At 43.2% G+C, this 22,667-nt stretch carries 20 protein-coding genes and 1 pseudogene; 8 read left to right on the top strand and 13 right to left on the bottom strand.

Annotated elements, in window-relative coordinates; all coding sequences use genetic code 11:
* The first annotated feature begins 36 nt into the window (after positions 1–36).
* The gene (locus NF859_RS03390) at positions 37–321 is read left to right on the top strand and encodes a hypothetical protein (RefSeq protein WP_252743010.1); all 285 of its coding nucleotides are present in this window, start codon (positions 37–39) and stop codon (positions 319–321) included.
* On the opposite strand, the gene NF859_RS03385 is transcribed toward NF859_RS03390, so the two are convergent.
* From NF859_RS03385 to NF859_RS03365, 5 genes are all read right to left on the bottom strand, one after another.
* On the bottom strand, positions 318–539 hold the full coding sequence (locus NF859_RS03385; protein ID WP_252743009.1) for a MoaD/ThiS family protein: 222 nt from the start codon (positions 537–539) through the stop codon (positions 318–320). The genes NF859_RS03390 and NF859_RS03385 overlap by 4 nt on opposite strands.
* Positions 523–849 (bottom strand): hypothetical protein, encoded by a 327-nt coding sequence (locus NF859_RS03380; RefSeq protein ID WP_252743080.1) that lies wholly within the window; start codon positions 847–849, stop codon positions 523–525. The genes NF859_RS03385 and NF859_RS03380 overlap by 17 nt, the downstream gene beginning before the upstream one ends.
* A gap of 42 nt (positions 850–891) precedes the next feature.
* Entirely contained in the window at positions 892–1,323 is a 432-nt protein-coding gene (locus NF859_RS03375; protein ID WP_252743008.1) for an OsmC family protein, read from the bottom strand.
* A gap of 72 nt (positions 1,324–1,395) precedes the next feature.
* The gene (locus tag NF859_RS03370; protein WP_252743007.1) at positions 1,396–3,270 is read right to left on the bottom strand and encodes an aliphatic sulfonate oxidoreductase WOR-like subunit; all 1,875 of its coding nucleotides are present in this window, start codon (positions 3,268–3,270) and stop codon (positions 1,396–1,398) included.
* Between the two features lie 5 nt (positions 3,271–3,275).
* Complete coding sequence (locus NF859_RS03365) at positions 3,276–3,827, bottom strand: aliphatic sulfonate oxidoreductase polyferredoxin-like subunit (protein WP_252743006.1); 552 nt, start codon at positions 3,825–3,827, stop codon at positions 3,276–3,278.
* 113 nt (positions 3,828–3,940) lie between these two features.
* Between NF859_RS03365 and NF859_RS03360 the strand changes: the two genes are divergently transcribed.
* Positions 3,941–4,774 (top strand): DMT family transporter, encoded by an 834-nt coding sequence (locus NF859_RS03360; protein WP_252743005.1) that lies wholly within the window; start codon positions 3,941–3,943, stop codon positions 4,772–4,774.
* Here the strand turns inward: NF859_RS03360 and NF859_RS03355 are convergent.
* Positions 4,771–5,385: a DUF116 domain-containing protein gene (locus tag NF859_RS03355; protein ID WP_252743004.1), complete on the bottom strand. Its 615-nt coding sequence runs from the start codon at positions 5,383–5,385 to the stop codon at positions 4,771–4,773. The genes NF859_RS03360 and NF859_RS03355 overlap by 4 nt on opposite strands.
* A 48-nt stretch (positions 5,386–5,433) precedes the next feature.
* Positions 5,434–6,489: a DUF835 domain-containing protein gene (locus NF859_RS03350; RefSeq protein WP_252743003.1), complete on the bottom strand. Its 1,056-nt coding sequence runs from the start codon at positions 6,487–6,489 to the stop codon at positions 5,434–5,436.
* Between the two features lie 419 nt (positions 6,490–6,908).
* Here NF859_RS03350 and NF859_RS10745 point away from each other — a divergent pair.
* Positions 6,909–7,127: pseudogene (locus tag NF859_RS10745) on the top strand (ComEA family DNA-binding protein); the annotation flags it as partial.
* Here the strand turns inward: NF859_RS10745 and NF859_RS03340 are convergent.
* The gene (locus tag NF859_RS03340) at positions 7,086–8,273 is read right to left on the bottom strand and encodes a TIGR00529 family membrane protein (RefSeq protein WP_252743001.1); all 1,188 of its coding nucleotides are present in this window, start codon (positions 8,271–8,273) and stop codon (positions 7,086–7,088) included. The pseudogene NF859_RS10745 and the gene NF859_RS03340 overlap by 42 nt on opposite strands.
* A gap of 123 nt (positions 8,274–8,396) precedes the next feature.
* Between NF859_RS03340 and NF859_RS03335 the strand changes: the two genes are divergently transcribed.
* Complete coding sequence (locus tag NF859_RS03335; protein ID WP_252743000.1) at positions 8,397–8,774, top strand: hypothetical protein; 378 nt, start codon at positions 8,397–8,399, stop codon at positions 8,772–8,774.
* 180 nt (positions 8,775–8,954) lie between these two features.
* Entirely contained in the window at positions 8,955–12,122 is a 3,168-nt protein-coding gene (ileS, locus tag NF859_RS03330) for an isoleucine--tRNA ligase (RefSeq protein WP_252742999.1), read from the top strand.
* A 155-nt stretch (positions 12,123–12,277) separates the two neighbouring features.
* Here the strand turns inward: ileS and NF859_RS03325 are convergent, their stop codons facing one another.
* Genes NF859_RS03325 through rqcH form a run of 3 tightly spaced genes read right to left on the bottom strand, consistent with a single transcriptional unit; the run spans position 12,278 to position 15,787 of the window.
* Positions 12,278–13,360, bottom strand: a complete 1,083-nt coding sequence (locus NF859_RS03325; protein ID WP_252742998.1) for a radical SAM protein — start codon at positions 13,358–13,360, stop codon at positions 12,278–12,280.
* Positions 13,361–13,397: 37 nt separating this feature from the next.
* Positions 13,398–13,838, bottom strand: coding sequence for a hypothetical protein (locus NF859_RS03320; RefSeq protein WP_252742997.1), 441 nt, complete (start codon positions 13,836–13,838; stop codon positions 13,398–13,400).
* Entirely contained in the window at positions 13,835–15,787 is a 1,953-nt protein-coding gene (gene rqcH, locus NF859_RS03315) for a ribosome rescue protein RqcH (protein ID WP_252742996.1), read from the bottom strand. Before rqcH ends, NF859_RS03320 begins: the two co-directional genes overlap by 4 nt.
* Before the next feature lie 189 nt (positions 15,788–15,976).
* Between rqcH and NF859_RS03310 the strand changes: the two genes are divergently transcribed.
* Both NF859_RS03310 and NF859_RS03305 read left to right on the top strand, forming a co-directional pair.
* Positions 15,977–17,938, top strand: a complete 1,962-nt coding sequence (locus tag NF859_RS03310) for a 1,4-alpha-glucan branching protein (protein ID WP_252742995.1) — start codon at positions 15,977–15,979, stop codon at positions 17,936–17,938.
* A gap of 45 nt (positions 17,939–17,983) precedes the next feature.
* Entirely contained in the window at positions 17,984–18,301 is a 318-nt protein-coding gene (locus NF859_RS03305; protein ID WP_225807730.1) for a P-II family nitrogen regulator, read from the top strand.
* Between the two features lie 22 nt (positions 18,302–18,323).
* Here NF859_RS03305 and NF859_RS03300 read toward each other — a convergent pair whose 3' ends face one another.
* Together NF859_RS03300 and NF859_RS03295 are read right to left on the bottom strand one after the other, a co-directional pair.
* Positions 18,324–19,052 (bottom strand): alpha-glucosidase, encoded by a 729-nt coding sequence (locus NF859_RS03300; protein ID WP_252742994.1) that lies wholly within the window; start codon positions 19,050–19,052, stop codon positions 18,324–18,326.
* 159 nt (positions 19,053–19,211) lie between these two features.
* On the bottom strand, positions 19,212–20,786 hold the full coding sequence (locus NF859_RS03295; protein ID WP_252742993.1) for a sodium:neurotransmitter symporter family protein: 1,575 nt from the start codon (positions 20,784–20,786) through the stop codon (positions 19,212–19,214).
* 616 nt (positions 20,787–21,402) lie between these two features.
* Between NF859_RS03295 and gdhA the strand changes: the two genes are divergently transcribed.
* On the top strand, positions 21,403–22,665 hold the full coding sequence (gene gdhA / locus NF859_RS03290) for a glutamate dehydrogenase (RefSeq protein ID WP_252743079.1): 1,263 nt from the start codon (positions 21,403–21,405) through the stop codon (positions 22,663–22,665).
* The last annotated feature ends 2 nt before the right edge of the window (positions 22,666–22,667 follow it).

Genomic DNA, 22,667 nt, shown 5'->3' with positions numbered 1-22,667 from the left:
AAAGTCGAGAGAGGTATTAAGAGTTGCGGTGGTTTTATGGAAAAGCTAAAACCATATCTAGAGGATATAAATCGGAAAGCGGGTTATGCAGAAGAGCTTTATGGGATTAGAATAAGGTACATCCCCCTTATAGTGGAGGAGATGACAATCGTATTCGACAGGCAAAATTGGAAAATAAAGGTTTTGGAGGAGGGAAGGTACCTTTCTACAGATGAGATTGAAAAGCTTGAAGAGAAAATCTTGGAGAACATCGAGAAAGGCTTGGTGGAACTTTACCTGACGCTCACTTTTGGAGAAGATGTTGGACTGGGAGAGGGTTAACCCCCATAAACTACCGGAAGAACCTTTAAGGTATCTCCATCGCTTAGTGGGTGGTCTTTTGAAACTTTTCTTTCATTCAAAATTAAATGATGCTCTGAATCACTTATTTTCAAAATTTTGAGGACATCTCTAACCCTGGCTCCTTCTTTAACCTCTAGCTCAACCTCCGCACCATGTTTTAGAGCAAGCTCGCCATAGAGCCTAACCTTTATCTTCATTCTTGAGTTCCTCCAGGAACTGCTTAAACTTTAGATATATCTCCTCAGGGGCTTCTTTCAGAGGTGAAATCTTTATTTTGCACTTTTCCAAGCCTATAATCATTTTTTCAAAGAATTCGATGGCATTTTCTAGTGCCTCCTCCTCAGTGGCTCCAGGGGGGATGTCGTTGTCGAAGTAGTACCAGCTATCGTTTTCTTTGTCATACAAAGCCAAGCTCGGGAACCATTCCCCACATTCTCCCCCTATGCTGAGCTCAATCATGAGCTTGTCGTTTTCAAGGAACCCCTGCTTAAGCTTTTCACGCCACATTAACTTCACCAGAAAAGGATAAAGACAAAAGCTTAAAAACTTTCAGCACTTCTCAAATTCAACCTTTGTTGGAGTGGGGTTGGCTAGATTATCGCTAACTGGACAACGTTCCTCAACTTGTTCAAGCCACTTCTTGAGGGTCTCTTCATCAGCATCAGTCTTCACTTTAATTTTGGCCTTGATCTCTTTGTAGCCGGCTCTTTGAGTTCCTTTGCCGTAGAGCTTTCCAGGATTAAAGACACCTTCAACTTCAACACTCAGGTCTTCAATTTCTATCCCCATGTCCTTGGCTACAAGGGTCGCGACAATATTTAGACATCCTGCAAGGGCTGCAAGGGTGTAATCTAATGGGCTTGGAGCTTCCCCACCGAGTTTGTCTATTGTAATCTCAAAATTCCCGGCTTTGACCTTCATTTTTGTTGGAGAAAGCCTTTCCCCTACAACTTTGATTGTCATGTCTTTGTACTCTACCATAACAATCACCGCATATTTTTTGACAATAAAGCCTTAAAAAGTTCATCAAAACCAAAAGTTTGAAAGAAAAGGTTAAAGGTTTAGACGCTTTTTAATTCTCCTAACTTCCCTCTTTGCCTCGCTTAAGCCGAGTTCTTCAAGGACTTCCTCTTTTGGAATTCCATTTTCGTCGTAACCAATTTCCTCGTAGTACTGTCTGATCTTTGATTTTATCTCCTCCCTGCTGGGTGCTTTTCCTCTAACTGGCCCACTTGGTAGTGGTTCGTAGAATCTTGGTGGATTGTCATCGTCTTTTCTTGGATCCCAGTATACATCCGGTCCACCAAGGAGTAAAAGTATTCTCTGGAGGTGGATTATCCTCAAGCCGACTTCATTAAACCACTGCTCTGGGGTTATGTCAAACCCTGTCAAAGCATTTCCAAATTCTAGAATTCTCTCAAATCCGGGCCTTGTGACAAACATACACACAACCGCTGAGTCATAGAACGCATTTACCATTTCTCCCTCATAGCTCCTTGCTGGAAGGCCAGCGGTTGAAGTGTGATCCCCTCCTTGGACTGAGACTGCATAGCTTATGTCTTTTGTGTAGTCAAGCTCGCTCCTTATTCCATGGGCTCCTACTCCGATTCCTTTCACGTGAACTGCATATTTTGTTGCATCCACTCTCTTCATCTCGGAGATCTTTAGTGCTGCTCTGTAAGTGCCCTCGGCTAGTATCTTTCCAATACCCTCTTTCTCGGCTATTAGGTGTAAAAGCTTTGCAAATGCCTTTTCATCGCCCCACTTGAGCTCAAATCCTATGTCTTCCTTTGTGAGGATCCCTCTCTGGTAAAGCTCCGCTGCAAATCCTAAAGTATTTCCGGCGTTTATTCCATCTAAGCCAAGTTCATCCACAAGGTATGATAGGTAAACGATCTTCTCGGGCTTAAATATTCCAAGGTTGGTTCCCATATACGCTTGGAGCTCATAGTCAGGTGCATCCGTTATTGAGCCCTTGTATTCGCCGTAACGGAGATATGAGATTTTCATACAGTTCACCGGACATCCGTAATCAGCCCAGTACTTCTTTATCCATGCCCTATTTTCGAAGTTAACGACACTTATCTCCTCGTTGTCATGATATTCCTCCTGCCAGTTTCTTATCGGCTCGCTTGAGCGGTCGTGTCCCACACTATAGCCTCCAGCTCCGGTGCCCCATTCCCTAAATGTGGTCATTGAGAAGAGCTCCTTCCAGAACTCTCTGAGGAGGGATTTCATTTTTTCTTTGTCGTAAACTTCTGGAAGGGATTTGCTTCCCTTTACAACTATCGCTTTGAGGTTCTTGCTCCCCATAACAGCTCCATAGCCCCCGTAACCTGCGGCATGCATGAGCTTTGTCATTATAGCAGCAAAGCGAACCTTGTTTTCTCCTCCTTTGCCTATGTACATCATTGCGGGCTCTTTGGGGATCCCTTTCAGCATTTCCTTTTTTCTTATCTCTTCGTGCACTTCCTTTAAGAGGGTTTTATGAAGCTCAATGCCTCCCATGCCCCAGTATTTGGATGCATCTCTTATTTCCACAGTATCGTTGTAAATGAAGAGATAAACGGGCGTTTTTGCCTTTCCTCTGATTATAATCCCATCGTATCCCGATGCCTTGAGCTCTAATCCCACCTCACTGCTTAAAACGCTCCCCACAATACCATTGCTCTCTGGGGATTTAGAAACAACGGCGGTTTTCATGCCAGGGTAGTAACCGGTCAGAGGTCCGTTTAGGATTAGAAGAATGTTTTCCTCGCCAAGAGGGTCAATGTTTTCCCACTTGTCTCCAAGCTCTTTCCAGAGGAGGTAAGTTCCAAGTCCTCTTCCCCCATAGAACTTCCTTAGAGTTTCTTCCTCAAGCTCAACTTCTTTAATCTCCTCCTTTGTTAAGTCAACATCAAGGAGCTTCCCAGTGTATGCATACATTTTACTCACCCCAGAAACTCTTCTCCAAAGACCTTTTTCGCTATCTCAGAGCTCTTTTCCACGGGATCTTTTGCAAATGTTCTGAAGATCGGTCTGTAGTTTCCTGTGACAATCTTTAGGGCATCGTGCCCAGCCTCATGGCAAACTCCAACACACTTCGGATTTCCCCCGCAGAGGTCGCATATGACCACACTTCCCTTACCAACTGGAATTCTCGGGACATCTCCGGGGCAAGCTGTTATACACGCCCCACACTCTATGCACTTCGCTTCATCAACAAGCACTGCCCCTGTTTTTTCATCAACACTAAGGGCTTTTGTAGGGCAAGCATTTACACATGGGTAGTCCGGGCATTGAACACATGTATGTGGAACGTTAACTCCGGGCAAAAGCTCAAAGACCCTGATTCTTGATGCCTCTGGCCAGATGATTCCTTCGTGCTCAAGGGAACAGGCAACTTCACACAGCCTACAACCACTGCACTTATCGGGAGTTATCAGAATCCATATCCGTTCAACACTCTCCTTTTGGACTTCATAAGCTTCTTCCTCACTCATAGTATCACCAAAAATGATACGCTTTCATTTTATATAAGGGTTACGAAAATTAGAACGTTTAAACCCATATCTAAAGGAAAACGCTTAAAAAGTGAGAGAGTTTAGATTTGGGCATGAAAAGGGCAGAGCTAATTCTTCTTGGGATTACGGTCATATGGGGCTTCACGTTCCCAGCAATGAAAGTTAGCCTTGCTTATATTCCCCCAGTCCTATTTTTGGCTTACCGTTTTGGAATAGCTTCTCTTCTCATGCTCTTTGCTTTTAGAAAGAAAGTTGTGAAAAGCGAAACCTTCTTTGAAGGGTTTATTTTGGGAACAACCCTCTTTTTTGGGCATGGTTTTCAGATAGTGGGTTTAAAATACACATCCGCATCCAACTCCGCCTTTATAACTTCCCTTTACGTAGTCTTTACTCCATTTATAGCTTATTTTCTTCTAGGTGATAAGCTGAAGGTAAGGGATTTTCTATCCTTAAGTGTTGCAATAGCTGGTTTATATCTAATCTCGGGAGCGAGCTTAAGTTTTAACTATGGCGATCTGTTGACAGTTCTTTGTGCAATTTCATTTGCATTCCAGATAGTCCTTGTCCAGAAATTTGGGGAAAGAGATTACCTCAGCCTTGCCTTTTGGCAGATATTTTGGAATTTTGTGTTTTCGACAATTTATGCCTTGATTTTTGAGGGATTTGCACTGCCGGTAGGGATAACTCCGTGGCTTGGTATTATTTACACGGGAGTCTTTGCAACGGTAATTGCTTTCACTCTTCAGGTAAAGTATCAGAAAGAAACGAAAGCCCATAAAGCGGCTCTTATATACTCCGCTGAACCAATTTTTGGGCATATATCGGCATTTTTTACTATCAGGGAAGTTCTAAGCTTGAGAGGTTATCTAGGTGCTCTGTTGATTTTGACTGCGATCTGGAATGAAATAAGAAATGAAAGTCATTAGGGAGTCGGTTGGGGATTCATGTCTGTGGAAAATGCTGGGTTTTTGCTTTCTTGTGTAAGGCCAACTTCCAAGGCCATCCTGACCCTTTCAAGGTCAACTAAGGTATTTATACATCCTGCCCTTAGTAGGGGCACTGCTTGGAGTGGAATTTTTAGTATGGAAAGCTTCTCATTGGCTTCTGCAAGCTCAGGCCAGCATGCTATCCCCAGTGCAGCCTTTATCTCTCCTTTAGGGACTTTCTCCTTTAATATCTTTTTTACCAAGCTCCCACCTGGGACTATGTAGAATTGTTTGTAACCGAGCTTTTCTCCGTATTCAATTATATCGCCAATTGAACACTTTCCACACTTTGTGCATTTCCACCCATATTCGCCAAACTCTGCGGGGCATTCTTTCACGTTCCTTAAACACTGGGGGATGAAAACAGCTCTCTTTTCAACAGGCACCTTTGCAAAGTCTTCTTTGTACGCTTTGTTCTTTATCTCTACGTAGATTTGGTCTGTAAGCTCTTCATCCTCGCTTATCAGAGAGAGCGCCATTCTTACTGCATTTCTAGTACTGAGATCAGCTCCAACTGATGCCAGCTTTGCGATTATGTTATCAATCCCCATCCTTTCACCTCTTGAGATTGAATAATGGAAAGTTATAAATCTTTGGAATCAGGTGAGAACTCTTTTTAGGATTTTAAGCTCTCTTTTTTCCCAAGCTTCCTCCTCAATTACCAGAATTAGAACCCCGTTGTATAAAAGCGTGAAATCCTTTAGAGAAGCAAGGAATTTTACGAGGGCTTCAAAGCCGTTGTATGTTTTTAAGTATTCTGGACAGTCTATAACAATTATTCCTTCAAATCCCTTTTCCTTCGCTTCTCTTAGATATCTAACTGTTATATCGACGATTTTTGCCAGATCAGTGGGGAATATGGAATTTCTCTCTCCGGTGGTCGTTATGAAGAAAGCATTCCAGCTCTCAGGTACATGCAGACTTCTAACAAATGCCAATACAGGCACTTTTTCGAGCTTCTCTTTTATTGTATTGTACTCCTCAGGCTTGATTATCATCACTCCCGGCTTAAGATACATCTCCACTGGGGGCCTCTCAATTCTTATGAACTCTTCTGTAAAGACGAATTTTATCATGACGTATGCAGATAGAATGCTAAATATTGCTCCGAGGGCAAACCCTATTGGGGCGAACCACTCAACAAGTCTCAAAACAGGATAATCAAGCTCGTGAAGACCGTAGAGTGTAATAACGCCCCCTAAATACAATGCCTTGCTGTCATAGAGCTTTCTGAGAAAGAGTATCATAAGTCCAGAAGAGGTTATAAAGAGTGCCGAGACTGCATAGGGCAGACCTAGAAGTGCAAACCAATCAGAGGAGCGACCCAAATTGCCTATTAGAATGCCATATAGGCTTGTTATGACGGGAATTATCGACAGAACCCCTACTTCTCTGTTTGTGATTCCCTCCTCTTCCAGTAGCAAGATTGTGCCATAGAATAGGAACATTGCCCAGAATGCCTCCGATAGTGAAACAATGTACATGTTTCCGGTTATGTCGGAGAGTATTGAAGAAGCAGCAGCTATCCAAGAGAGAGACCAACAGAGGGCGGGCTTTCGTCTGTGTTTCCAGTAAATGTAAGCGAGAAATAGAGCTCCGGCTATTTTTGCAGAGAGACTGGATATCTGTCCTAGGAGTAGTAGTGTGTGGTTCATGTAGTCCCCCTTACTATTTAAGTGTCCTACCTATATAACATCTTTGCCTTACATCCATAATTCTTAAAACCCCTAAAGGGAGTTTTTATTGGTGGGCTGAGACGAACGTTAAAGAGGAAATTGCAAAACTGGGCTATCGCGTGAAGTACGTGTCCCATGAGCTCATCAAAGAATACAATGCATGCTACAGAGTAGTCTATCAGGGAAAACTCATCTATCCACCGGCGGCAGATAAGCTTGGAATTCCCCTCAATGAAATTTGGATATCTGAGCTTTTGAGACCGTATGAACGTTATATTCTCTATCATGAGTTGAGAGAGATAAAGCATCGAGCTGAGGGATGCAGTGTAGAAGAAGCACACAAAAAGGCACTGGAAGATGAAAAAAGGGCATTTGCTGGCGATCCTCTCTGGGAGAGGATGAACCATGAGATAAACTTAGCCCCCGAGGATGTTCTTTTGGGAGTAAAAGGTATTGGAAAGGTTTTAGCTTGGCGCATAATTAGGAATCGACCCTATGGCAGTATTGAGGAACTGCAAAAAGTAAGGGGAATAGGAAAGAAAAGGCTTAAAGAACTTAGAGAGCATTTCTGGTGTTTAGAGGAAAGAAATATAGAGAACTCCGAGAAGGAAGAGGGCCAATCCAGGAATCAGCATCGCTCTGTAAACCTTTCCTAGGTCGGCTTTGTAGTATTCTGCGGAGAAGACTAAGCATAAGTGAACCGGGCTGAAGAGCATCCCCATGTAGCCGCTCAAATACGCGAGTGCAATTTTATCAAAGCTCCCAAAAAACGGTGCTAGCAACGGGAAGGTCATTCCCACATAAGCGAAGCTTATGCCGGTCATCAATCCAACTAAAAAGGGAGTTAAAACTATTACTGCCATTATTGGGAGGTTTAACTCTAAGATAATCCTTGGAAGGGCTTCAACGGCTCCTGTGACTTCAAGAAGCTTTTTGAAATACATGACCGAAAGCAGAAGAAATATTATTTTTGGCTGTAAGGCGTATTTTATAATTTCCCCTTTGTTTATTCTCCTAAAATGGGGTATCAAAGCTGATAGAAATCCTATAAATGCCCCATAAACCATGTCATAGCCGAGAACAATTGAGATAAAGATGATCACAATTATCGGATACGTGCTTTTAAGGAACAACTTCAGCCCTTCTTTTATGTCTCCTTTTTCATCCTTAGCTGATTTTATAGGCCTAAGAAAGAAAAGATATCCAATCAGTGCCATAAGTATTGTTAGGGGAAACATCTTGCTGCTGAATTCTCTTACAGAGATGCTTAAAATTGCCGAGGCAATTATTATCGCCTGATACATTGGCCAAGAGTGCTCCCATATATGCCTGAACCAGTAATTAATGATGGTCTTTTTCTCTGGGGAAATGTTGAGCTTGTCAGCCACGGTCTCTATCATGGGAGCAGAAACAAGAGCTCCAGCAGGCATTGGCATTAGCCCTATTAACGCCGGGAGTGTGGCTAAAGAGTACTTTTCACTTGGAAACAGCTCTTTAGCTGCTCTCTCCATTATTTTGAGGTACCCGATTTGGGAAAAGATGCTCGTTAGAGCCATTATAGAGACTATAATCAGGATGAGCCTTAAGGTCTGCCACTCGGTGGAAGATACGTAGAGGGAAAGTACAAGATCTCTTGGCTTTAATCCAAAGAGAACTCCAAGCAGAAGGGAGCCTAGGAATATAGAAAGCCCGATATTCACCTTTAGTCTTATGAATCCTATTATAATTCCGAAGGAGAGCAAAAGGTAGAGGAGTTCATTCATTGTTTTCACCACTGTATTAATGTGTAGATATGTGTCTTATTGGGGCTTATAAGATTATCCCCAAGTTTTAGAAACAAAAAGTTAATAAACATTGAGGACAACGTATTTTTGGAGGTGGTGTGGATGGTGCACCAGTACATTAGAGAAAAATTAAAAGAGTTCACAAAGGAGGAGAAGGAAAAGAGGTACAAGTATCTCGGTAAAGAAGTACTGGATGTTGGTGATCCGGGGTTGGATAGCATACCAGAATTCTATGGCATAGCAAACGCTATATGGCATGATTGGAAAGAAGGCGAAATAAGTACAAAAACAGCACTTGGGAGATTAGCACTCTTAAAACTGCTCACATACAAAACAAAGAACAAAAAGATTCAGGATATCCCTGAAGAGGATTTAGAGGAAGTCAGAAAGTTCATAGATTACGTTATCCAGGTTATAAAGAACGAGAGCAGGAGAAAAGGGGAACCAGAAGAGGAAAGAACCATAGAGGAGAAGAGTTGACTTTTCCTTTCTTTCCCTCTTTATTTCAATCTTGGCAAAAGATTTATAAATAGAACTCCACAATTTTGACCGATGCCCATGAGGGGGGAGTGTTTTATCCTTCGCTTTGCATTTTGCCCATGATTCCTTGGGCTATTCTGCTAACCTAGTCTATTCTACAAATCCCAGGAGGTTTTTGAGATGATAAAGGAGCCAGAGATGAGGGAGTATAATCCACAAGTCTTAGAGGAAAAAATAGAAGCATTCTGGAAAGAAAATGACGTCTACAACAAGGTGAAAAAAGCAAGAGAAGACGGTCTGGACTACTATTTTCTTGATGGACCACCATATGTAAGCGGTGCCATACACTTGGGCACTGCATGGAACAAAATAATCAAGGATATGGTGATAAGATTCAGAACCATGCAGGGCTATAACGTTAGAAGGCAACCGGGCTTTGACATGCATGGCTTGCCAATAGAGGTTAAAGTTGAGCAAGCCCTTGGGTTGAAATACAAAAAGGATATAGAGGAGAAAGTTGGTGTTGAAAACTTCATAAAGAAGTGTAGGGAGTTCGCTCTGACTAATCTCAAGATCATGACAGAGCAGTTTAAAATGCTCGGAGTTTGGATGGACTGGGATAACCCATACATGACAATCAAGAACGAGTATATAGAATCAGCTTGGTTTACTTTAAAGAAAGCATGGGAAAAGGGACTTTTAGAGAAGGATCAGAGGGTTCTCCACTGGTGCCCCAGATGTGAAACTGCTTTGGCTGAACACGAAGTTAGGGGAGAATACAAAATAAGGGAAGATCCAAGCATATACGTAAAGTTCCCGGTAGAAGGAAAAGAAAACGAGTACCTCCTCATCTGGACAACTACACCATGGACTTTACCGGCTAACCTAGCCGTTACAGTTCACCCTGAATACGAGTATGCAAAAGTGAAGGTATTCCTTGATGGAAAGGAAGAGTACTGGATAATAGCGAAGGCGTTAGTTGAGAGGGTTCTCCACGAAGCTGGTGCCAAAGGAGAGATCGTGGAGGAATTCAAGGGCGAAGAGCTTGAGGGCATAAGGTATGTGCATCCGTTTTTGGAGGAGTACCCAAGGCAGAAGGAATTTAGAGAGAAATACGAGTGGGCTCACCGCGTAATATTAGGAGAGCATGTGACCCTTGGTGAGGGTACCGGATTAGTTCACACCGCCCCGGGACACGGTGAAGAAGACTTTGAGATAGGAAAACAGTATGGCCTACCAATCTACTCACCTCTCGACGATGAAGGAAGATACGTCGAAGGGAAGTGGCAAGGCAAGTTCGTTAAAGATGCTGATCCTGAGATAATTGAGTATCTAAAGGAAAAAGGCCTCCTTGTGAAAGCGGGGACAATAGAGCACAAATACCCACACTGCTGGCGCTGTAAGACGCCGCTGATATTTAGAGCAACAGACCAGTGGTTCCTTAAGATAAGCAAAGTTAAAGATAAGATAATAGAAGAAAACGACAAGAACGTCACCTGGTATCCGGATTGGGTAAAGATAAGGTACGACAACGGAGTCATGAACAGCGGAGATTGGTGTATCTCAAGACAGAGGTATTGGGGAATACCCCTACCAATATGGGTATGTGAGAGCTGTGGCAACGTTCATGTGGTTGGTTCATTCGATGAGCTCAAAGAGATGAGCAAGGAGCCAATAGAGAAGGACTTCCATGAAGTAGACCTCCACAAACCGTGGGTAGATACGATAGTACTCAGATGTCCCAAGTGTGGAGGGGACATGAGGAGGGTCAAAGACGTTCTCGATGTATGGTTTGACAGTGGAATAGCGAGCTGGGCTTCTCTTGACTATCCAAGGAGGAAAGACCTCTTCGAAAGGCTTTGGCCTGCAGATTTCATAGTTGAGGGAGAAGACCAGGTTACAAAGTGGTTCTACTCCCAGCAGGCGGCAAGTGTTGTTGCGTTTGACACCGTTCCGTACAAGAAGGTTGCAATGCATGGCTATGTTTTGGACGAAAAGGGAGATAAGATGAGCAAGAGTCTTGGGAACATAATAAGGCCAGAAGAAGTTGTCCAGAAGGAAGGAAGAGATCCGTTTAGATTCTACATGCTCTGGGCGACGACTCCTTGGGAGAACCTAAGGTTCAGCTGGAAGGGGCTTGCACAGGTTAAGAGAATGCTCAACATCCTCTGGAACGTCTACATATTGGCTTCAACATACATGAGCCTGGACAAGTTCGACCCCACAAAGGTCAATCCGGAGGCTCTTCCATTTAGGGAAGAGGACAGGTGGATACTTTCAAGAGTCAACACTCTCATAGATGCTGTGGAAGATGGAATAGAGACATTCTACCTCACAAGGGCAACGAGGGCAATAGAGTACTTTGTGATAGAGGACTTAAGCAGGTGGTATGTAAGGCTCATAAGGAAGAGGCTCTGGATTGAGAAAGACGACCCAGATAAGCTTGCCGCTTATTGGACATTGTGGAAGGTGTTCGACGTTCTGCTTAGATTAATGGCACCATTTACACCTTACATCACCGAGGAAATTTACCAGAACCTCATAAGACCGTTCAGCGGAAAGGAGAGCGTCCACCTCGAAGACTGGCCGAAGAAAGACGAGAGCTGGGTTGATGAAGAGCTCGAAAGGGAAATGGAGATAGTGAGAAGGATAGTAGAGGCTGGCTCTGCGGCAAGACAAAGGGCAAAGATAAAGCTCCGTTATCCTGTGAGGCAGATACTCATAGAGACCGAGGACGAAACAACAAAGAAAGCCGTTGAAAGACTTAACTACCTCCTCAAAGACCAGCTCAATGCTAAGGAAGTCAAGGTTGCCAAGGTTGAGAGGGAAATAAGAGTAAAGCCCAACTTCGCTAAACTTGGGCCTCACTTCAAGGGAGATGCGAAGCTGATTGCAAAATGGATCGACGAGCAAAACGACAGGGAGCTTTATGAGAAGCTCATGCAAGGAAAGCTGAAAGTGGAGATAGAGGGTAAGGAGTTTACAATTGAGAGGGAGCACATTGTAGTTGAGGAAGAACTCCCGGACTTCCTTGTAGGAGAAGAATTCGATCACGGCAAGGTATTTGTTGACAAGACACTCACAAGGGAGCTCATGATGGAAGGGCTTGCAAGAGAGTTCGTAAGAAGGATACAGGAAATGAGAAAGCACCTCGATTTAGACGTCAACGATAGGATAATGGTGTATATTGAAACAACTGAAGAAAACAAAGAGCTCTTGCAGAATATGCTTGACTACATAAAGGGAGAAACAAGGGCGGTTGATGTTAGGTTCGAAGAAGCTAAGGGCTACGTTGTCGAGTGGCCGGAAGTTGAGGCAAAGATAGGAATTGAGAAGGTTGAGAGCTGAACTTTATTTTCTTTGATTTCTTTAATTTATACAAATCCCAATCTATCCCTCGAGAATCTCCACCTTCAGTCCGCACTCCTTAAAGCGCTCAAAGCCCTACATAAATTTTTCGAAATCACTTTCAAGTTAACGAAAAAGCAAAAAAGCTAATCAAATCACGGAAGCGGAATCCTCTCGACCTCTATTCGATCCCACGTCGGATACTCCTCGACTATGTAGAACTTTACATCCCCTTCTATTGCATCGGCAAGCTCTTCTGCAACCTCTATGGGCATTTCAATCCTTCCCTTCTTTGTATTTATGTAGAGCCACTCCTCTGGAACCTCCGCTTCATTTACAAGCAAATTGTAGAGTTCTATTAGGTCATCATACTCCGCAATCCCGAACCTTAAGGTTCCCTCTTCCGTGATTTCCATATAGGGCTTGGCGATATTCTTTGCCATCCTCTTGAGCCTGTTTCTCAGCTGAACGGCGTCCTTAAGCTTGGCTGTGCATAGGTGGTAGTTCAGGGAGGTGTTCTCTTCTCCCCATTCAAGGATCTTCAGCCCCAGTTCGAGGCTCCCCGCTATAGCTGAACTTTCGTCGCTAACAGTTCTAAGTCCTCTTGAGAGAAGGGCATCTAAATTGGTCTCACTGAACTCAAGCTCATTTATGTTGAGAAACTTAGCTCCACGGGCATCTAAAAACTCAGCAAACCACTTAATCCTCTCTTCCTGCCCAGGAACGCTCGGAACTTCTCCGCCAACATCCCAATCAAAATCAAAAGCATTCTTTATGTTCTCAAGCTCTTTCTGGAGAAGCCTGGAGTTGGGGTTAAAAAGATCTGGGTGGAAGCGTATTTCATCCAAACCCGCTGAGTAAAGCTTTTCAAGGTTCTCTCTTGTGGCTAATGCTCCGGTAGTGTAGAGGTGGATGTGAAATTTCTCTCCAAAGTTCTCTTTTAGGACTTTTATATATTCCACAGTCCTATCTATCTTCGAAAGGGGATCTCCTCCAGTAACTCCCGCACCCAAAGCCTCCTGGATTTTGGCCTCTTCTATTATGTCGTCAAGACTCTTTATGGGCCTCTCATTTGCATAGCTGACATCTCCTCTCCTCCAGGGGCTTAGGGGGCAGTAGAAGCAATCTCTGGGACAAACCCCGGTTGTAAAGAGCACCAACTTTGCTCCTTGAACACAAAGCTTACATCCTTCTGGAAGCTCCCCAACTGCATACGAATAATACTCGGTTCTTTTCATGGTTCCTCCCTACATGCAGATTCTTTAAAAACCTTTGCTACGCAACATCGACCTGCTCGTGCGTTGGCAGTCCCCTCTTGTGTTTGAGGAGTAACTCATAAAAGAATTCTTTCATCTCGGGGCTCATATTGTCATCTAAAAGCAGATCTGCTTTTCCATTATAGCTCTTCTCGGCTTCCCTAATAAGTGTGTGAAGGGCTGGCAAGAGGTGGTTTATCAACGCCCTCACAAGCTCTGGATAAGCATCCTCGTCAATTACTTCATCGCTTTCTAAGCCGAGATAAATCACATACCCTCTCATCTGAACTGCCAGCACAAACTCATTGTCTGTAATCTCAACAAAAGAAAAATTATAGCCCTTTGAGTTCGTCTTTGCTATCATAACCCCCTTTACAGAGAACGTCACTACTTCATCGTCAACCTCGAAGAGTAAATCCTTTGCAAGTTCTCTCTGGGCTATTGCATAGAGGTTTATCATTCGACCACCTCCACAATCTCACCGTTTCCGGGCGGTAGGATTTGCATTAACTCATCAAGATCCACTTTGTATCCCCACTTCTCGAAAATTTTAGCTATTTTTTTGGCAAGTTCGCTCTTTTTTGTTCTTCCCGGGCGGATAATGATGTACTTATTCGTATGAGCCCTAACGGCATCAACAGGCCCACACATTGGGAGCTTCTCTCCTTCATATTCTACTATTCCAACGGCGAGCTTTACGGGTAGTCCATGCATCCAGTTTCTCTTTCCATAAACCATGAAGGCTCCCTTACCCAGGTATTCTCCACTTGGAGCTTTTTTTGTTACTTGGCTCGGATCTGCCCAGTAAGCGTCTCCGGAGTATATTCCATCTTTCCATGCCCTTGACATGGAAACTGCGAACTGACAGGCTTCAAATATCGTTTTCTCCCCAGCTTTCTTGCCATCTTTTATTACCACGTGTGGCGCTCCATAAATATCTGCATGGCAGTAGAGGTCGTTCTCACTCATATGTCTCTTTATGACTATCTCATTTGTTGTGGCATCTTTTCCCCCTATTATCAGAAAGCCTTCACTGCTTACAAACCATCTGAACTTTTCGAACCACTTCTTCTTTCTTTTTTCAAGCTTCTTCACGCTGAGTTCTTTTTTCTCTTCTTCCTCTATGAGCTTTTCAATTTCTTGAATCTTTTTCAGTGTGTCTTCATAAGCTTTTCTTGCCCCTTCAAGCTTGTGCTTTGCTTTTTTGGCCTTCTCATAGTAAATCTCGGCATTTTCTCCTATGCTTTTGTTGAGGTAGAGCTTTACCTTTTTACCTTCGAGTTCGACCGTTACGGCCTTCTCTTTTGGATCTACGCCTTTTATCATCTGAGCTACTTTATTGCCTGATTTTCTACCTTCTTCTATTCTTTTCTTGAATTCCTCCCACCCAAGCTTTTCAACTGCCTTTGAAAGCTCTTTGAGGAGGTTTTCCACAAAGGTGAAGTTTGCGTAGATTAAGTCGCCGATCTCCTGATTTTCCTGCATCTGCCTTTCAAAACCTTTTATCATTTCTTCTTGCTTTCTAAGAGTAATCTCTAACCCTCTTTTTTTGTCCTGAAGCTTTTTGGTTCTCTCAATTTTTGCACTCTCAATGAGGATTTTTCCAAAATACTCATCTAAAGCCTCGCTGAAAGTCTCGAAGAATTTTTTCTCATAGCCTTCATACCACTTGAGCTCGATTGGAAGGACATCTATGGGTGCAGAGTCTTTATATACTATGTTTGGCTTCTTCGGGGAGTTAAAAACTTCTTTCATCCTATCAAAGATAGCTTTGAGCTCATCTTCATTCAACTCGTTGGCTTTCTTGGTTTTCTCTATTCCAGCCCTTAGAAGAATCTCCTCCGCATATAACCCGCCCATATTAAGGCTTCTCGCCAAAGCCCTAACTATCTCAACTTCTTGAGATGATATGAGCTCTTTAAACTTCTCCCAAGAAACGTCAATGGGGTTCTCTCTCGCAGGAGGGAGTTTGTACTCGTGTTTTGGTTTTATTGCCCTATCTTTAAACTCTTCATACCTCATGGCAGAGATTATGACATTATCTTTATCAACGAGAATAACATTACCCCTTTTAAAGAGCTCGGCTATTAGTGTATATTCCCCTATTTTGAGTTTCACTATTCTATCAAAATCGTGCTGTTCTATCTTTTCAAGCCTCAAGCCGCTCAGGTATTTTCTGAGAAGCATGGTGAACGAAGAGGGCTGTTGGGGAGTTTCTTTTATATAGGTTGTTAGATGAATCCTTCTCCCTGCCTCAATAATAAGATCTTTCCTCCCTTCTCCCGCTACGTGGAGTTTTATTCTAATCTGATCTCCATCGTGGTATATTTTGTCAACCCTAGCCCCCTCTAAGGACTTCAGCTCCTCTACTATGTATTTGATGTCGACACTGCTCATTTCCTGCTTCACTCTTCCCACCTAGGGAAAGTTGTTCCAAATGCTTTTAAATTATAGCGGTGCTTGTACATTCTCTACATTCTCAAGTATTTCATCGTTATGAACCATTTTTAAACCATAAAAGGAATTTCCATTCCGAAATCGTTAAATACTCAAAAGTTAATAAAGTTCTACAGAATTGCAGCATAGAGGTGGTATTTTATGGTCAGAGGATATTTTACGTTTGTGCTACACACCCATATTCCCTATGTAAGGAAACATGGCAAATGGCCTTTTGGCGAGGAGTGGATCTTTGAGGCTATCTCTGAGACTTACATACCTCTTTTGATGGAGTTTGAGAGGCTCAAGAAAAAAGGGGTAAAGTTTCAACTGGTAATAGGTGTCACACCGATATTAGCCGAGCAGCTTGCAGATGAGTACATAAAGAGGGGATTTGAGGAATACATGGAGAGAAAACTCAAAGCCATGCGTGAGGACTTGGAAAAATACGAGGATGAAAAGCTTAAACATGCAATTTCTTACATGCTTGATTACTTCACTAGAGTCTATGGGTACTGGAAGAGCATAAACGGAGACATACTTGGGGTTCTCAAGCAGTTGCAAGATGAAGGATACATAGAGATAATAACATCTGGAGCAACCCACGGCTATCTACCTCTCTTAGAGAGGGATGAAGCAATTGAGGGACAGATTGTCAATGGAATTTTCACCTACGAAAAATATTTTGGAAGGAAGCCAAAGGGTATATGGCTTCCAGAGTGTGCTTACAGGCCAGAGGGGCTTTGGCAAAGCCCAAGCAGCGGAGAAGTGTTGTGGAGAAAAGGTATTGAAAAGTTTTTAGAAAAGTACGGATTGGAGTTTTTCTTCGTTGAAAGCCACCTGATAGATGAAGGTCCAGCAAGCTTTGGTTATGGGAAAATCCTCCCTGCAAAGACCAAGAAGTCTACACTGAGACCTTACTTCATAAAGGGAACGAACATAGCTGTGTTCGCGAGGAACAGGGAAACTGGGCTCCAAGTTTGGAGTGCGGATATAGGGTATCCAGGGGATTTCTGGTATAGGGAGTTCCACAAAAAAGCAGAAAAGAGTGGAGGACAGTACTGGAGGGTTACATCCAAAGAAGTCGACCTTGGGGGGAAAAAACCCTACGTTCCAGAAAAGGCTTTAGAAAGGGTTGAGGAACATGCAAGACACTTTGTAAGCTTAGTTAAGTCTCTCCTGGAAGAATATGAGAGAGAATACGGAGAAAAAGGCATAGTTGTTGCACCTTACGATACGGAACTCTTTGGTCACTGGTGGTTTGAGGGTGTTAAATGGCTTGGAAGGGTACTGGAGCTTATGGAAAAGGAGGGCATAGAGAGCACAACGATATCAAGGTTCCTTGAGAACTATCAAGGGGAAAGGTATGAGATAGAGCTTCCAGAGGGTTCGTGGGGAATGTACGGGACTCATTACACATGGTGGAATCCAGAAGTGGAGTGGATGTGGGAGCATATACATCTTGCAGAGAGAAGGATGGTCGCCCTTGCAAGTAAATATCTCCATGAGGACAAGTTTGGCGATAGAGTTTTAGAACAGCTTGGAAGGGAGCTTTTGCTTATTGAGAGCAGTGATTGGCCCTTCCTCATAACCACGGGTCAAGCAAAGGAATATGGCAAAAACCGTCTTTTGGAGCACACAAACTACTTCCACCGCTTGGCAAACGCTCTAGAAGAGTACTTCAAAGGCCGTGAATTCAAAGAAAGGGAATTCTTAGAAGAGGTGGAGGAGATTGACAATCCATTTCACCCAATAAACATCGAGGTTTACGTGAGTGAGGAGCCTCCGAGTGTTCCCGATTACATTGAACCACCGGAAATTCCCTTAGATGAAGAAGAGAAAGGGGAAAGCATAAGCGTTGCAAGTGCTCAGAACTTGGAGGAAAGGTGGGAGAGCAGTAAAGCCAAACGTCAGCTTGAGCTTGAAGAGATAACAAAGGAAGAAAAAGAATTCGAGAAAAAGCTTCTGGCTATAAAGGGTATAGGCCCAAAGACCGTTGAAAAACTAAAGAAAGCTGGAATTAAAAACATTGAAGACCTTAAAAATGCCGATTTAGTGAAACTGGCAAAAGAAACCAGAATTCCAAAGAAGAGACTTGAAAGAGCTTTGAAATACCTGGGTTAGAAAAGTTTATCTTCTTTTCTTTCCTAATTATATTTGGTGGAACTTATGAGAAAAATTGAAGCTGTTGTTAGGGAAGAGGATTTTGATAGAGTTCAAAAGGCTTTGAAGCAAATGGGGATAGTGCCCATGACTGCTTATCCCGTCAAGGGCAGGGGTGTGCAGGGAGGAGTACCACCTTATGAGCTCATGCCGAAGATGAAGATTGAGATAGTTGTTAAAGATGAGGATGTGGAAAAAGTCGTTAGTACAATAATTCAAAATGCGAGACGAGGCATACCCGGGGATGGCAAGATATTCATTCTGCCTGTCTATGAAGCGATAAGAGTAAGGACGGGAGAAAAAGGAAACGAAGCTCTCTATTGAGAGCTAAATTTTAATTTTCTTTTCAGAGGAATGCGTGTCTGTGCTTGTAAAACATGTAGATAGCATAGCTCAACAGCAACAGCTCGGCAATTCCAAAGAGCACCATTACTCCAGCGACGATTTGGGCAGTAGTTGGAGATACTCCCAATCCTTGAGCGGCTTCTTGAAGTCCACTGGGGCTTATGAACACATCTAAATAAGCCCTCACTGCAAGGGCACCTGTTATTAGAGGAATTGGGGTTGCTGCAAAAGCCAGCATAAGTCCCGTATATCCCCTCTTCCTTAAACTCAGGAGAGAAAGCAATATCGGGATCAGCAATATGAGGGAAGTTATTTTAAATTCCACCGGCAAGAACGCGGTTACAACAAAAAAGCTTATCATACCCCACACGTATGCTTTGTAAGCTCTGTTTACATATTTCATATACCCCGCAAAATCATACGGTGCGGCTTTGGAATATCTAAACATCGCCTCGACGCTCTTCATGTACTCTTTCTCCCCTAATCGCTCTATGGTCTTGTCGTTTGTAGAGTTCTTTAGCTTAACAGCTCGCTTTAAGAAAAAGTTAGCAAGCTCTTCGTTATCAATAACAACTTCATCAGCCATTTTTTTAAAATTCTCTTTTGCCTCCCTTATTTTGTTTAGAGCACTTTGCTTCTTCCTTGGTGAGAGGGAAGTTAAACTTTTAATTCTTTCCTCGGTCTCTTCTAAAACCTTTGCAGTTTCCCTAAGAAGCTCTGGACTTTTCACAAAGAACACCTCCTCTAAATATTATAAAGAAAAGAAAAGGGCTTTAAGATTTTTGCCCTGCCTTGAGCAACTTGCTCACTGCCAAGTACATCCAGATTAATATTACGCCCCATGCAAGGGACATAAATGCCAAAGCACTTGCCTTCATTTTTCACCACCTCAGAGCTTTATTATTACCTCGTTCTTTGCTAATTCCTCGCCATACTTCTTCTTAATGGCCATGTATGCTTCAATGGCACCAATGATGAGTATTATGAACATCACTATTCTTGCGTACCAGACCCAGTTGGCATACTGGGCAAGCTCTGGTTTAACGTATGCTGGGACTGCTTTGAAGTATCCTCCAGTTATATAGTCCTTGGTTGTGAATACCAAGAGGATTATTGTATAAATTGGAGCTATGTAAAGGATTATCGGCTTAACCCACTCTGGAACTCTGATGTATGCTCCCTTGTGAAGCTCCTCCCAGAAGTTGTCTGGCTTGAAGAGCCATACTGCAACTATAATGTCAAAGAGACCAAGTACTACGAGGAGATAGCTTCCAACCCAGTTGTCAAGCTCTGTGAGGTAGTAAAGCTCTAAGAACTTCTTTGTTGGATCTAGGACGACTGGAAGTCCCAAGAGGAAGTAGAGTATAAACACCATAACTGAACCTGTCTTTCTGCTTATCTTTAGATCCTCTTCAAGCAGAGCGACAAGATAGTTGTACATGGCTATAGCTGATGTGAATCCTGCAAACCAGAGCAATAGGAACCATATTGCACCGAATAGCTGTCCAGCTGGCATGTTCATGAAGACGTTTGGTAAAGCTATGTATGCTAAACCGACACCACCTGCTATAGCCTTTTCTGGGCCAAGGTAAGCGAAGGCTATTGGGATAGCAATTGAACCACCGAGGATAACCTCGGCAAACTCGTTGAGTGAAACTGTTGCCAAACCTGAAAGTGCAACGTCATCCTCTGGGCCCAGGTAGGAGGCATAGTTCTGTATGATACCCATACCAAGGGAGAGTGTGAAGAATATCTGTCCTGCAGCTGCAAGGGCTGATTGCCATGTTACTTCGCTAAATCTTGGCTCCCATAGGAACTCAAATCCCTTAATTGAGCTCCATTCTGGTTTTACTGGTGAACCAAGGGTGAGAGATCTCAAAACCAATAAGATAGCTGCCACATACAAAGCTGGCATCATTACTTTAACCCATCTCTCGATACCTTTGCTAACACCTTGACCTACTGCAACACCGAGGAGTGCAACTGAGATACCCCAGAAGATGAACACTTGGGTATTGTTGCTTAGATAGCTAATAAGGAACTCCACGGAGTCTTTTCCAAAGTATGCTCCGGTTGCGCTGAAGTAGGTGTATGCTGCTGACCATCCTATAATGTGCAGATAATAGCTGTTGAGCAATGTTGTAACTGAGAATGCCAACATACCACCGATCATACCAAATATCAATGCCGTCTTTGGCTTCAAGCTTTCTCTGGCCATTAAGTAGAATGTTGGGCCCAACGTACCGTGGCCATACTTACCTCCATATCTACCCTCGACCCACTCTACCCACATGATGGGTATTCCAAGGAGGAACAGTGCGACAAAGTAGGGAATCATGAACGCACCGCCACCGTTCTTGGCGGCCTGATAGGGGAATCTCCAGAAGTTTCCGAGACCTATTGCGTTTCCTGCCATAGCTAAGATCAAACCAATTTTGGTTGCCCACCTATCCCTTTGCTCCATCTAATTCACCTCGTATAGTGTTGTATGGAAAGCTGTGCCGATGTACAAATATCGGCAAATGTGTCTATGTTTTCTTCCATTAATAAACTTTTCTCTTGGCTTATTTCGACAAAAGACGATTTACAAACACTTAAAACTTAGAATCTGGATATTTGTCAAGACGACGATACTTAAAACTAGCGTAATATGATTTTTTGGACAACTGTTTAAAATTTCGCAATTGAGAAATATTATATAACTGCATAACGTTGACTGTGGGTTTAGCTTTAAAAGGATTTTGGGAATAATTAAGTATGTCCCGATGATTGGAACAAGAGTGAGCTGAATGGTGATGACCGACTTCTCGCTGAGGGCACTTTTACTTTTTTAAAATATTTTGACATAGTTAAAACTTTCCATACGTCAATACACTTTTTTAGGCATTGATGTATGCTAAAAAAAGCCTCTGGGAGCTCCTCCATCAGAAAACTTTTTTAGATGTTTTTTATTTATAGGAAAATGTATGTACATAACCTTTTGTTTAAAAATATCGGTTCTCTAACCACTTTCGGCGAAAAGTTTATATAGGCTATTGCTCAAATTTGTATCGCCAATCACCTAAATTGGAGGGATGAACATGGTTGAGCAAGACCCATTTGAAATTGCCGTTAAGCAGCTTGAAAGAGCTGCCCAATATATGGACATAAGTGAAGAGGCCCTTGAGTTTTTAAAGAGGCCACAAAGAATTGTTGAGGTCAGCATTCCAGTCGAGATGGATGACGGTTCTGTAAAAGTTTTCACAGGATTTAGAGTCCAATACAACTGGGCTCGCGGTCCAACAAAGGGTGGTATTAGATGGCACCCCGAAGAAACACTCAGCACCGTTAAGGCTTTGGCTGCTTGGATGACCTGGAAGACTGCTGTTATGGACCTCCCATACGGTGGAGGTAAGGGTGGTGTCATCTGTAATCCAAAGGAAATGAGCGACAGAGAGAAGGAGAGACTTGCTAGAGGATATGTAAGAGCTGTCTATGATGTTATAAGCCCATATACCGATATTCCAGCTCCAGACGTTTACACTAACCCACAGATCATGGCATGGATGATGGACGAATATGAAACAATCTCAAGAAGAAAGGACCCATCCTTTGGTGTTATCACAGGTAAGCCACCAAGCGTTGGTGGTATCATAGCAAGAATGGACGCCACAGCTAGAGGAGCAAGCTACGCCGTTAGAGAAGCCGCAAAGGCTCTAGGATGGGACACACTTAAGGGCAAGACAATAGCCATACAAGGTTACGGTAACGCTGGATACTACATGGCCAAGATCATGAGCGAAGAGTACGGAATGAAGGTTGTTGCAGTCAGCGACAGCAAGGGCGGTATATACAACCCAGATGGTCTCAACGCTGATGAAGTCCTCGAATGGAAGAAGAAGACCGGTAGCGTTAAGGACTTCCCAGGAGCAACAACAATAACCAACGAAGAGCTCCTTGAGCTCGAAGTTGACGTCCTTGCACCATCAGCTATCGAAGAGGTCATCACAAAGAAGAACGCCGACAACATCAAGGCCAAGATCGTTGCCGAGCTTGCAAACGGTCCAACTACACCAGAAGCAGATGAGATCCTCTACGAGAAGGGCATACTCATAATCCCAGACTTCCTCTGTAACGCAGGTGGTGTTACAGTAAGTTACTTCGAGTGGGTACAGAACATAACCGGTGACTACTGGACAGTTGAGGAGACTAGGGCAAAGCTTGACAAGAAGATGACCAAGGCTTTCTGGGACGTTTACAACACCCACAAGGAGAAGAACATCAACATGAGAGACGCTGCTTACGTAGTTGCAGTCAGCAGAGTCTACCAAGCAATGAAAGACCGCGGATGGGTCAAGAAGTGATT

It is taken from the genome of Thermococcus alcaliphilus, assembly GCF_024054535.1.
GTDB lineage: Archaea > Methanobacteriota_B > Thermococci > Thermococcales > Thermococcaceae > Thermococcus_A > Thermococcus_A alcaliphilus.
Note: the sequence above shows the minus strand (reverse complement) of the source record. Positions and strands in the feature narration are given on the sequence as shown.